Origin of the sequence: Enterobacter roggenkampii, from assembly GCF_001729805.1 — a bacterium.
Lineage (GTDB): Bacteria > Pseudomonadota > Gammaproteobacteria > Enterobacterales > Enterobacteriaceae > Enterobacter > Enterobacter roggenkampii.
This window is the reverse complement of record NZ_CP017184.1, coordinates 844,426-856,404: the sequence shown is the minus strand read 5'-3', so window position 1 is coordinate 856,404 and position 11,979 is coordinate 844,426. Positions and strand designations below refer to the sequence as shown.

Annotated in this window: 10 protein-coding genes and 1 pseudogene; 1 reads left to right on the top strand and 10 read right to left on the bottom strand. The window is 52.3% G+C overall.

From position 1 onward, the window contains the following. Nucleotides 1-3: 3 nt before the first annotated feature. The 10 genes and pseudogenes from skp to rpsB form a co-directional block, all read right to left on the bottom strand. Nucleotides 4-498, bottom strand: a complete 495-nt coding sequence (gene skp / locus BFV67_RS03900) for a molecular chaperone Skp (RefSeq protein WP_008501902.1) — start codon at nucleotides 496-498, stop codon at nucleotides 4-6. A 122-nt stretch (nucleotides 499-620) separates the two neighbouring features. Continuing rightward, nucleotides 621-3,038, bottom strand: coding sequence for an outer membrane protein assembly factor BamA (gene bamA, locus BFV67_RS03895; RefSeq protein ID WP_008501904.1), 2,418 nt, complete (start codon nucleotides 3,036-3,038; stop codon nucleotides 621-623). A gap of 31 nt (nucleotides 3,039-3,069) precedes the next feature. After that, nucleotides 3,070-4,422, bottom strand: a complete 1,353-nt coding sequence (rseP, locus tag BFV67_RS03890) for a sigma E protease regulator RseP (RefSeq protein WP_008501905.1) — start codon at nucleotides 4,420-4,422, stop codon at nucleotides 3,070-3,072. Between the two features lie 11 nt (nucleotides 4,423-4,433). Then, a pseudogene (gene cdsA / locus BFV67_RS03885) lies at nucleotides 4,434-5,290 on the bottom strand (phosphatidate cytidylyltransferase). A 12-nt stretch (nucleotides 5,291-5,302) separates the two neighbouring features. After that, nucleotides 5,303-6,061, bottom strand: a complete 759-nt coding sequence (gene ispU, locus BFV67_RS03880; RefSeq protein ID WP_032635546.1) for a (2E,6E)-farnesyl-diphosphate-specific ditrans,polycis-undecaprenyl-diphosphate synthase — start codon at nucleotides 6,059-6,061, stop codon at nucleotides 5,303-5,305. A 186-nt stretch (nucleotides 6,062-6,247) separates the two neighbouring features. Further along, nucleotides 6,248-7,447 carry a 1-deoxy-D-xylulose-5-phosphate reductoisomerase gene (gene ispC / locus BFV67_RS03875; RefSeq protein ID WP_063616201.1) on the bottom strand — a complete coding sequence of 400 codons (1,200 nt, stop codon included), beginning with the start codon at nucleotides 7,445-7,447 and terminating at the stop codon, nucleotides 6,248-6,250. Between the two features lie 93 nt (nucleotides 7,448-7,540). After that, complete coding sequence (gene frr / locus BFV67_RS03870; RefSeq protein WP_008501909.1) at nucleotides 7,541-8,098, bottom strand: ribosome recycling factor; 558 nt, start codon at nucleotides 8,096-8,098, stop codon at nucleotides 7,541-7,543. Between the two features lie 167 nt (nucleotides 8,099-8,265). Further along, nucleotides 8,266-8,991 carry a UMP kinase gene (gene pyrH, locus BFV67_RS03865; protein ID WP_008501910.1) on the bottom strand — a complete coding sequence of 242 codons (726 nt, stop codon included), beginning with the start codon at nucleotides 8,989-8,991 and terminating at the stop codon, nucleotides 8,266-8,268. A 150-nt stretch (nucleotides 8,992-9,141) separates the two neighbouring features. Continuing rightward, nucleotides 9,142-9,993 carry a translation elongation factor Ts gene (gene tsf, locus BFV67_RS03860; RefSeq protein WP_014830708.1) on the bottom strand — a complete coding sequence of 284 codons (852 nt, stop codon included), beginning with the start codon at nucleotides 9,991-9,993 and terminating at the stop codon, nucleotides 9,142-9,144. Between the two features lie 117 nt (nucleotides 9,994-10,110). Further along, entirely contained in the window at nucleotides 10,111-10,836 is a 726-nt protein-coding gene (gene rpsB / locus BFV67_RS03855; RefSeq protein WP_003856207.1) for a 30S ribosomal protein S2, read from the bottom strand. 321 nt (nucleotides 10,837-11,157) lie between these two features. Here rpsB and map point away from each other — a divergent pair, with 321 nt between their 5' ends. Then, nucleotides 11,158-11,952, top strand: coding sequence for a type I methionyl aminopeptidase (map, locus tag BFV67_RS03850; RefSeq protein WP_008501913.1), 795 nt, complete (start codon nucleotides 11,158-11,160; stop codon nucleotides 11,950-11,952). Nucleotides 11,953-11,979 lie beyond the last annotated feature (27 nt).

Genomic DNA, 11,979 nt, shown 5'->3' with positions numbered 1-11,979 from the left:
TACTTATTTAACCTGTTTCAGAACGTCAGCAGTGATGTCTTTAACATCTTTGCTGTTGAAAGCGACGGCGTTCGCATCAACAACCAGATCGATGCTCTGATCGGCAGCCACTGCTTTAACAGCGGTCTGAATGCGAGTCACCAGCTTGCCGCGTTCTTCGTTAGAACGACGCTGACGATCCTGCTCGAAAGCCTGCGCTTTCTGGGAGAACGCCTGGCGCTGAGCCATTACGTCTTTTTCCAGCTTGCTGCGGTCGCTTGCCTTCATGGTAGAACCATCACGCTGCAGACGCTGCATTTTGGACTGAAGATCGTTTTCCATACCCTGCAGTTCGCTTGCACGGCCTTTGAATTCGTTTTCCAGAGTCGCAGAAACACCTGTTTTCTGTGCAACCTGCTGGAACAAATTACCCATGTTGACGATTGCAATTTTGTCTGCTGCCTGAGCAGAAGTTGCCATCGCTAAACCGAGACCTGCAGCTAATAACCACTTTTTCACAATTAACTCCTTACCATCCCATTGGCACCAGAAGGTACCGTTCTTTGCGTGGCAAGGCGACCGTATTACCGATCGCCAGTTGTCAGCGCTACACTGCCAACGCATTCCTTTGCAGCGGATTATTACCAGGTTTTACCAATGTTAAACTGGAATTGCTCCGCTTTGTCTCCATCATATTTCTTAAACGGCTGGGCGTAAGAGAAGACCAACGGCCCCAGCGGTGACATCCATTGTAATGCGATACCGGCAGACATGCGAATATTGCTCGGATCGCTGTAGTCAGGAACGCCAGCTGCACGCATCTGGGCAGTGTTCTCCCAGTTGGTATCCCACACCGTACCCGCATCCCAGAAGAAGGATGTACGGACGGAGTTCGCATATTTATCACTAATAAACGGCGTTGGCGTGATGAACTCCAGGCTCGCCACGGCCATAGCGTTACCGCCGACTGCGTCATCAGAACTACAGACTTCTGATGAGGAAGACTTATCGCAGTTATCTTTGTCGTTCCCGCCGTAGTAAACCGCTTTCGGACCAATGTTGTTGGACTGGAAGCCACGAACGGTACTGGAACCACCGGCATAGAAGTTTTCATAGAACGGCATCTCTTTGCCGCCTAAACCATCACCATAACCCCAACGGGTACGACCCAGAACCACCCACTTGTGATCGTCATCGATCGGGAAGTAGGACGCAGTATCGAGCGTCACCTTATAGAACTCGTTATCGGAACCCGGGACGGTAACTTTACCGTTCAGGTTGACGCGAGAACCTTCCGTTGGGAAGTAACCACGGTCGAGACGGTTATAGGTCCAGCCGTAGTTGAAGGTGAAGTCATCTGCAGCGAAACCGTTGTTATCGCTGTTTTTGCTCGCCGACTGGCCAATAGAGTCCAGGTAACGCCACATGGCCACCTGCGGTTGCATATTGGACAGGTCGTTATGCACGTAACCTAAGCCCGCTCGCAGGGTGTTGTATTCGTTAATCGGGAAGCCAAGCGTTCCGTCCACACCGTAACTCTTGTTGGTGTAGGAGGACAGATCCGCATCGTCTGCTTTAAAGTCGTTGTAGAAGATACGACCGCCCAGGCTCACACCGTCAACGGTGAAGTATGGGTTCGTTACAGAGAACTCAGAGTAGGTCTGGTAGTCGTTTTTGGTACCGTTAATGCCGACAGAGTAACCCGTACCCAGCCAGTTATCCTGCTGCACGCCAACCTGGAAGCTGACGCCGCTTTCAGTACCGTAGCCCACACCAAAGTTAAAGCTACCGGTGTTACGCTCTTTCACTTTATAAACGACATCAACCTGATCCGGGCTGCCCGGTACGCGCTGGGTATCAGTATCAACCGTTTCAAAATAGCCCAGACGGTTCAGACGCTCTTTACCCTGATCAACGAGATCGCTACCTAACCATGCGCCTTCCATCTGACGCATTTCGCGACGCAGAACGGAGTCTTTAGAGGTGTCGTTACCGACGAAGCGGATCTTACGCACGTAGAAACGGTTACCCGCGTCAACATTCACGTGCAGCTTAACGGTTTTATCCGCGTCATTGATTTCCGGCTGAGTCTGTACGCGCGGATAGGCATAACCATAGCGGCCGAGCAGCTTCTTAATGCTGTCTTCCATTTTGGTGACTTTGGATCCGCTATAGAGATCGCCTGGCTGAATTTTGGTCAGCGATTCGATTTCAGCAGAATGCCCCGCCAGGTTACCACTCACCTCAACACCCGAAAGCTTGTACTGATCGCCTTCCGTGATGTTGATCGTAATGTAGATGCCTTTCTTGTCCGGCGTCAGGCTCACCTGCGTCGAGTCGATGTTGAAACGCGCGTAACCACGATCCAGATAGTAGCTGCGCAGGGTTTCAAGGTCGCCCGCCAGTTTCTGTTTCTGGTATTTGCGATCGCCCACCACGTTCCACCACGGCACTTCATCGCGCAGCTGGAAGGTGGAGATCAGTTCGTCGGTGCTGAACGCGTGGTTACCCACGATGTTGATCTGCTGGATCTTCGCAGAGACACCTTCCTGGAAGACCAGCTTCAGGTCAACACGGTTACGCGGCAGCGGAGTCACAACCGCTTTCACGCTGGCGCTGTATTTACCGACGCTGTAGTAGAAGTCTTCCAGACCTTTTTCAATGTCTGAAAGGGTTGTGCGGTCCAGAGACTCACCCACACGAACACCGGATGCTTCAAGGTTTTGCTTGAGCATGTCATCTTTCACCGACTTGTTACCGGAGAAAGTGATACTGGCGATCGTTGGACGTTCTTTTACCTGTACCAGCAGGGTATCACCATCACGCAGGACGCGGACATCCTCGAAGTTGCCGGTGGCAAACAGAGCACGGATGGTATTACTGATATCATCATCATTAACCGTATCGCCGGGGCGCACAGGCATACTGAGGAGGGCCGCACCAACGGCGACACGCTGAAGGCCTTCGAAATGAATGTCTTTCACTACGAACCCGTCAGCACCGTATACGGTGGCGCTGCTAAACAGCAGCGACGCTATGAGCAACTTTTTCATCGCCATCGTTATTATGCGTTCTTCCTAACTAACTCTCTTACAACCGAGAGAAATCATTGAAAAGTGCAAGCCCCATTAACAGCACCAGCAAAATCGAGCCAATGCGATAACTAAAGTCTTGAACTCGCTCGGATACCGGCCCGCCTTTTAGCTTTTCAATCGCTAAAAACAGCAGATGACCCCCGTCTAAAACGGGAAGCGGGAACAGGTTGATTATCCCAAGGTTCACGCTAATGAGCGCGAGGAACATGAGATAGTAAATCACCCCGAATTCCGCTGACATCCCAGCCCCCTGGGCAATCGAAATTGGCCCACTGAGGTTGTTCAGTTTCACATCACCGGTTATCAATTTCCCCAACATGTTGACCGTCAGCTTCATCAGTTGCCATGTTTTATCCGTGGCTTCAAGGATGGCGCTGAACGGCCCATACTGGCGTATTGTCTTGTACTCATCTGGCAGCGGGATCACTTTTGGCACAACGCCTGCAAACCCTTCTGCCTTCTTGCCGACCGACTTCGTATCCGGGATCAGCGTCAGCGAAAGCGGACTGCCCTGCCTTTCAACTTCCAGCGCGAGAGACGTACCCGGATTATCGCGCACCAGAGTAACAAAGGTCATCCACTCTGTTAATGGTTGACCATCGACTTTAACGATCCTGTCGCCTGCTTGCAAACCCGCTTTGCTCGCCGCCGAGTTTGCCTGTACTTCGGCTAATACCGGCTCGATCTGCGCGCCGCGCGGACGAATGCCCAGCGCAGCGACGGGATCCTCTTTGTCTGGCTCGAAACGCCATTGACGTAAATCGAGCACTTTGTCCTGACGGGCGTCTGACCCAAATGGCGATACGCTGATGGTGGTCTGCGGATCGCCAATTTTAGCAACCAGCTGCAGTCGCACGGCATCCCAATCAGGGGTTTCGATGCCATCAATCGCTTTAAGTTCCATCCCGGATGTAATTTGCGCACTCGCCGCGATGGAGTTGGGGGCAATGTCACCTACTACCGGACGCACGCCAGGGACGCCGATGATAAACACCAGCCAGTAAGCGAAAATCGCAAAGATGAAGTTGGCTACCGGTCCGGCAGCGATGATGGCGGCGCGTTGTCCAACGGTTTTATTGTTGAATGCGCTGTGTCGCAGTTCAGGCGCGACAGGCTCGACGCGTTCGTCGAGCATTTTGACGTAGCCGCCCAGCGGGATAAGGGCGATGACAAATTGCGTACCGTGGCGGTCGGTGCGCGTCCAGAGTGATTTACCAAAACCGATGGAAAACCGCTCTACGCGCACGCCACATCGGCGAGCAACCCAGAAATGGCCAAATTCATGCACGGTAATCAGTACACCCAGTGCAACTATGAACGCCGCCAGATTCCAGAGAATGCTCAGCATAAAACCTTCCGTTAAATCGTCCCGAATACCAGTAAAAGCAAACACGCAAACACTGGAACAGCCGCTGTCAGGCTATCAATGCGATCCAGTATACCGCCATGCCCTGGAATCAGGTGTCCACTGTCCTTAATCCCTGCTTCACGCTTGAACATACTTTCGGTTAAATCACCGAGCACGGAGGCAAGCGCAGCAAAAATCGAGCACACCAGCAGTATTGATGGTGCCACTTCAAGATTCGCCCAGACGCCGTAGCCCCAGGAGATGATCGCGGCCGTAAACAAACCGCCGATAAATCCTTGCCAGGTTTTGCCCGGAGAAACCTTCGGTGCCAGCTTATGTTTGCCAAATAGTTTACCAAACATATAGGCCCCGGAGTCAGCCCCCCAGACGAGAATCATCACATAAAGCAGCCAGATCGCACCGCTGTAGTGGTTTTCGTCGTAGTGCCAGGCGCGCAGCGCAACCATACCCCAGAAAAAAGGAATAATAGTGAGCAAACCAAAAATCAGTCGCAGCACTTTTGAATGACGCCACAACGCCGCGGAGCCGGGATAAAACAGCACCAGCAACAGCGCGGCAACCCACCAGGCCAACGATATCCACAAGGAACCAGCCACCAGAGGCTGATGAATATCATGATGATATTCAGGCAACGTGAACAGCATTACGGCCAGAATAAAGCCACAAAGTACCGCAAGCCATACTCGCTGCGTACGCGAGGTAAAGCCGCTAAACTGTCCCCATTCCCACGCGGCGAGCATGCACACCACCAGCGTAACAATAGCGAATCCCACCGGGGCAGTAAAAACAGCGCCGCAATGACAATGGGTATTAATACAAAAGCGGAAATCAGGCGATACTTCAGCAAAAGCTACCCCCATCAGGCGTTGTCGCCACCAGGCTCGGTGCCGCCGAAACGACGCTCTCGATTGGCAAAGGCATGCAGCGCACCTTCAAAGTCTTGTTCATCAAAATCGGGCCAAAGAACATCTGTAAAGTAAAGTTCGGCATAGGCAATTTGCCATATCAAAAAGTTACTTATGCGATGTTCTCCCCCTGTCCTAATTACTAAATCCACAGGTGCCAGTTCATTCATGCAGATTTGCTTGCTCAGCGCTTCTTCATCAATTTGGTCGGGTCTCAATACCCCTTCCTGAACCTGTTCGGCGAGATGCCGAACGCCCTGGATAATATCCCAGCGTCCGCCGTAATTCGCCGCAATATTCAGCGTCAGACCGGTATTATTTTCAGTCAGCGCCTCTGCTTTACGAATCCGTTCCTGCAAACGTGAGTTAAAACGACTGGTATCGCCAATGATACGCAGGCGGACGTTGTGGCGGTGCAGGCTTTTTACTTCGCTGTCTAGCGCCCACACAAACAATTCCATCAACGCAGTCACTTCCTGCAGCGGTCGATTCCAGTTTTCACTGCTAAAAGCATAGAGCGTTAACGCATCAATGCCGTTATTGGCGGCAAAAGAAACGGCGCGGCGAACGGATTTCGCCCCAGCTTTATGCCCAAAGGCTCGTATCTTCCCTTGTCTTTTCGCCCAGCGGCCATTGCCATCCATAATGATTGCTACATGACGGCAGCCATGAGCTGGCAAGTTTTCGCTTATTGGTTGATTCGCAGACAACATAACGCGTTTTTTGTCCCTGAAAAGGATTTAACGGTACTCAGGAATACTGAAGCCGATACATAAAAAAGCCGTGTCAAACCACGGCTCACCTGACCACGTAAAGTCAAATACCTGCGATCAGGTGGCGCAGACTATATCACTGAAGCCCAACGCTAACAAATAGCACGACGACTAGTGGTTGCTTTATCACCAGCTTGCGAGACGTGTCACCTGTTGGCGCGCAATATTACGCGCAGCTGCATCCACCGCCAGCACCTCTTCCACGCTCTGTGGTTCGCGCAAATCCATCATCTCCAGTACCGATAAATTTAACGCCGCAATATCGGTAAAACGAATTTGCTGATTCAGAAATGCTTCAACGGTAATTTCATTGGCTGCATTCAGTGCCGTTGTCGCCGCCTGCCCCTGGTCAAAGGCCGTCATTGCAAGCTTCAGACAAGGGTAGCGGTCGTAGTCTGGTTCACTGAACGTCAGGGAACTTAGCTTGCAGAAATCAAGCGGCTTCACGCCGGACTTCACTCGATTCGGCCACGCCATGGAATGGGCAATCGGCGTACGCATATCCGGTTCACCCAGCTGCGCCAGCACGCTGCCATCCTGATAACGCACCATCGAATGAATCACCGATTGCGGGTGAATCAGTACTTCCATCTGTTTCGCTGACGCATTAAACAGCCAGCGCGCTTCAATGTATTCCAGACCTTTGTTCATCATGGTGGCAGAGTCAACGGAGATTTTACGCCCCATCGACCAGTTCGGATGACGGCACGCCTGATCCGGCGTCATCGCACGCAGTTCAGACAGTGGCGTTTCACGGAACGGGCCACCAGACCCGGTAAGCAGAATCGACACGACGCCATTCTGCTCCAGGTCAGCGTACCCCAGGTTCTGTTGAAAAGGTTGCGGTAAACTCTGAAAAATCGCGTTGTGCTCGCTGTCGACGGGCAAAAGACGCGCGCCGCGCTGCTTCACCGCCTCCATGAACAGGCGTCCGCAGGTGACCAGCGACTCTTTATTGGCCAGCAGAACGTCCTTACCGGCATCAATCGCGGCAAGCGTCGGCAATAATCCTGCCGCCCCGACAATGGCCGCCATCACCTGATCCACCTCATCCAGCGCCGCCATCTCGCAGGCCGCCTGTTGGCCACTCAGCACCTCGGTTCGACTGCCCTTCTCAAGCAGCTGTGCTTTCAGCAGGCGCGCGCTCTCTTCGTCATCCATCACCGCATAGCGGGGCGTAAACTCCAGGCACTGCTCAACCATTCGCTGCACATTCTTACCGGCCACCAGCGCTGTCACGGTGTAAAGTTCAGGATTATGGCGAACAACGTCGAGAGTGCTGCAACCGATGGAGCCGGTTGAGCCAAGGAGTGTTAAATGCTTCATGAGATGCCCGAAAAGTTAGACCAGATAAAAGCAAAACGCCGCCAGCAAGACCCAAAGTCCCTCTGAACGGCGTTTATCAGTGTACGACAGAAATCAGAACTGCATCAGTTCCGCTTCTTTATCTGCCAGCGCCGCATCAATTTTCTTGATGGCAGCGTCAGTCATTTTCTGAATGTCGTCCTGGGAACGACGATCGTCATCTTCACTGATCTCTTTTTCTTTCAGCAGCGCTTTTACTTTATCATTCGCGTCGCGACGGACGTTACGCACGGATACACGACCCTGCTCAGCTTCGCCACGTACCACTTTGATCAGGTCTTTACGACGCTCTTCGGTCAGCGGTGGCAGTGGAACGCGGATGTCAGCACCCGCAGAGCTTGGGTTCAGACCGAGGTCAGACGCCATGATCGCTTTCTCAACCGCCGGGCCCATAGAACGATCGAATACGTTGATTTTCAGCGTACGGGTATCTTCTACCGTCACGCTCGCCAGCTGACGCAGAGGGGTTGGCGTACCGTAGTACTCGACGATGATGCCATCCAGCAGGCTTGGGGAAGCACGGCCAGTACGGATTTTGCTGATTTGGGTTTTGAACGCTTCTACGCATTTTTCCATGCGTACTTCAGCATCTTTTCTGATGTCGTTAATCACGTTACGAATCCTTGAAAACTTGTCTCAGGCAGACTATCCGCCAGCACAGCGCTACAGGTGTGCTAAGTATAGTCGCGTTTAATTCATGACAACGCCAAAGGCGCGCCCGGGTAAGATACCACTACAAAATAAAGCGGAATCTTACCTGTATTTATCGTCAACGGAAATTATTCCGTGATCAAAGTGCCTTCTTTTTCGCCCATGACCACGCGACGCAGTGCGCCAGGTTTGTTCATGTTGAAGACACGAATTGGCAATTTGTGGTCGCGAGCCAGCGTGAAGGCGGCAAGATCCATCACTTTCAGCTCTTTATCCAGCACTTCGCTGTAGCTCAGCTGATCGTACATGGTGGCAGAAGGATCTTTTGCCGGGTCGGCAGTAAACACGCCATCGACTTTGGTCGCTTTCAGTACCACATCAGCTTCGATCTCGATACCGCGCAGGCAGGCAGCGGAATCGGTCGTAAAGAACGGGTTACCCGTACCGGCGGAGAGGATCACCACGCGGTTGTTGCGCAGCAGGCTGATAGCTTCTGCCCAGCTGTAATTATCGCATACGCCATTCAGGGGGATCGCGGACATCAGGCGGGCGTTCACATAGGCGCGATGGAGCGCATCACGCATCGCCAGGCCATTCATCACGGTTGCCAGCATACCCATGTGGTCGCCCACAACGCGGTTCATCCCCGCTTTCGCCAGACCAGCACCACGGAAAAGGTTGCCACCGCCAATGACCACGCCAACCTGGATGCCCAGTTCGACCAGTTCTTTGATTTCCTGTGCCATGCGATCAAGGATGCTTGCGTCAATACCGAAGCCTTCCGATCCCTGCAGCGCTTCGCCACTCAGCTTAAGCAGAATGCGTTTGTACACGGGTTTTGCATTGGTAGCCATGTTTCTTTCCTGAGACTGTCAACGATTAAGATGGGGGTTAATTCTGGCGACATGATATGCCGCAAATCAGTACAGCGATACTGGAGCCTGTCTGATTTCCTGTGACGGGTGACAAAAAGAAGCCGCCCTCAGGCGGCTCCTTTTCAATCATTAAGACTGCTTGGACATTGCAGCAACTTCTGCTGCGAAGTCAGTCTCAACTTTCTCGATGCCTTCGCCCACTTCGAAGCGGATGAAGCCAGTTACGTCAGCGTTGTGCTCTTTCAGCAGCTGAGCAACAGATTTGCTTGGGTCCATTACGAATGGCTGGCCAGTCAGAGAAACTTCGCCGGTGAATTTCTTCATGCGGCCTTCAACCATTTTCTCTGCGATTTCTTTTGGTTTACCAGACTGCATCGCGATGTCCAGCTGAACCTGGTACTCTTTCTCTACCACTTCAGCAGACACGTCTTCTGGCTTAACGAATTCTGGCTTGCTTGCAGCGATGTGCATTGCCAGCTGTTTAACCAGCTCTTCGTCAGCGCCTTTAGCCGCAACCAGAACACCGATACGAGCACCGTGCTGGTAAGAACCCAGAACGTCGCCTTCCAGAGAAGCAACGCGACGGATGTTGATGTTCTCACCGATTTTAGCAACCAGCGCAACACGCTCTTCTTCGAACTGTGCTTTCAGAACTTCAACGTCAGTGATTTTGCCAGCAACCGCTGCGTCCAGAACTTTGTTAGCAAATGCCTGGAAACCACCATCTTTAGCAACGAAGTCAGTCTGGCAGTTAACTTCCAGAATGATGCCGTAGGTGCCGTCGATCTTAGTGATGATCACGCCGTCAGCAGCAACGTTGCCTGCTTTTTTAGCTGCTTTGATCGCACCGGATTTACGCATGTTTTCGATTGCCAGCTCGATGTCGCCGTTCGCTTCAGTCAGCGCTTTTTTGCAATCCATCATGCCTGCGCCAGTACGCTCGCGCAGCTCTTTTACCAGGGATGCGGTAATTTCAGCCATTCTTAAATCCTCGGGAGATGTGAACTGCCCGGCCGGGGGCCAAACAGTGTAAATTGAAAAAAGGGGCCGGTAATGGGCCCCTATTCATACACGGTACTAATAAGGGGTAAAACCTTATTATTCAGCTTCTACGAAGCTTTCTTCCGCCTGAGAAGCCAGATCCTGGGAACGGCCTTCACGAACGGTAGCAGCTACAGCGCTCAGGTACAGGCTAACAGCACGGATTGCGTCGTCGTTACCCGGGATAACGAAGTCAACACCGTCCGGATCGGAGTTGGTATCAACGATAGCGAATACCGGGATACCCAGGTTGTTAGCTTCTTTGATAGCGATGTGCTCGTGGTCTGCATCGATTACGAACAGCGCGTCTGGCAGGCCGCCCATATCTTTGATACCGCCCAGGCTGTTTTCCAGCTTGTCCAGTTCACGAGTGCGCATCAGCGCTTCTTTCTTAGTCAGCTTGTCGAAAGTACCGTCCTGAGACTGGGTTTCCAGATCTTTCAGGCGCTTGATGGACTGACGAACAGTTTTCCAGTTGGTCAGCATGCCGCCCAACCAGCGATGGTTCACGAAGAACTGGTCGCAGCTGTTAGCAGCATCTTTCACAGCTTCGCTTGCAGCGCGCTTAGTACCAACGAACAGAATCTTACCTTTACGGGAAGAGATCTTGTTCAGCTCAGCCAGGGCTTCGTTGAACATTGGTACAGTTTTCTCAAGGTTGATGATGTGAACTTTGTTACGTGCGCCGAAGATGAAAGGCTTCATTTTCGGGTTCCAGTAACGGGTCTGGTGACCAAAGTGAACACCAGCCTTGAGCATGTCGCGCATGGAAACAGTTGCCATGTTTAAAACCTCTATATTGAAAGTTGGGGTTATGCCTCCACGTATCCCATATTACCGACCCCGAAGGGCACCCCGGAATATGTGCCGATACGTGTGTGTTGTTACACAAAGTGAGATTTGTCGCTCCCGTCCAGCCTGTGTATCTGAGATGGATCGGAAGTCCGGCGCGCTTTATACCACAAAACACGACCAGAAACCAACAGTTGTTGGCGGAGTGTGCTGTTAATGATTCTCAATTTGGCACGGAGCGTGCCTGACTGATACCATTGACGACACTTAGACTAGTATTGTCGAAAAAATCGACACCGATGGACAGATTACATGGCTATCTCTATTAAGACACCTGAAGAAATTGAAAAGATGCGCGTCGCCGGTCGTCTGGCCGCGGAAGTGCTGGAAATGATCGAGCCGTTCGTGAAGCCGGGCGTCAGCACGGGTGAACTGGACCGCATCTGTAACGACTATATCGTGAACGAGCAGCACGCGGTTTCCGCCTGCCTCGGCTACCACGGTTTCCCAAAATCCGTCTGCATCTCTATTAATGAAGTGGTGTGCCACGGCATTCCTGACGATGAAAAACTGCTGAAAGACGGCGATATCGTCAACATCGACGTGACCGTCATTAAAGACGAGTACCACGGTGACACCTCAAAAATGTTCATCGTTGGCAAGCCGACCATCCTGGGCGAGCGCCTGTGCAAAGTCACCCAGGACAGCCTCTACCTGGCGCTGAAAATGGTGAAGCCGGGTATTCGCCTGCGTACTATCGGCGCCGCAATTCAGAAATTTGTGGAAGCGGAAGGGTTCTCCGTGGTGCGCGAATACTGCGGTCACGGTATTGGCCGCGTCTTCCATGAAGAGCCGCAGGTTCTGCACTACGATGCAGACGACGGCGGCGTTGTGCTGCAAAAGGGCATGACCTTCACCATCGAGCCAATGGTCAACGCCGGTGACTACCGCATCCGCACCATGAAAGACGGCTGGACGGTGAAAACCAAAGACAGAAGCTTGTCTGCCCAGTACGAGCATACTATTGTGGTAACAGACAACGGCTGCGAAATTATGACGTTGCGCAAGGATGACACCATCCCGGCGATACTGACGAACATTGAGTGATAAGAAGCCGGCAAATGCCGGCTTTTT

Coding starts and splice junctions, on each gene's coding strand:
- pyrH (WP_008501910.1), bottom strand. CDS start 8,991: ATGGCTACCAATGCAAAACCCGTGTACAAACGCATTCTGCTTAAGCTG.
- ispC (WP_063616201.1), bottom strand. CDS start 7,447: ATGAAGCATTTAACACTCCTTGGCTCAACCGGCTCCATCGGTTGCAGC.
- tsf (WP_014830708.1), bottom strand. CDS start 9,993: ATGGCTGAAATTACCGCATCCCTGGTAAAAGAGCTGCGCGAGCGTACT.
- ispU (WP_032635546.1), bottom strand. CDS start 6,061: ATGTTGTCTGCGAATCAACCAATAAGCGAAAACTTGCCAGCTCATGGC.
- bamA (WP_008501904.1), bottom strand. CDS start 3,038: ATGGCGATGAAAAAGTTGCTCATAGCGTCGCTGCTGTTTAGCAGCGCC.
- rseP (WP_008501905.1), bottom strand. CDS start 4,422: ATGCTGAGCATTCTCTGGAATCTGGCGGCGTTCATAGTTGCACTGGGT.
- map (WP_008501913.1), top strand. CDS start 11,158: ATGGCTATCTCTATTAAGACACCTGAAGAAATTGAAAAGATGCGCGTC.
- rpsB (WP_003856207.1), bottom strand. CDS start 10,836: ATGGCAACTGTTTCCATGCGCGACATGCTCAAGGCTGGTGTTCACTTT.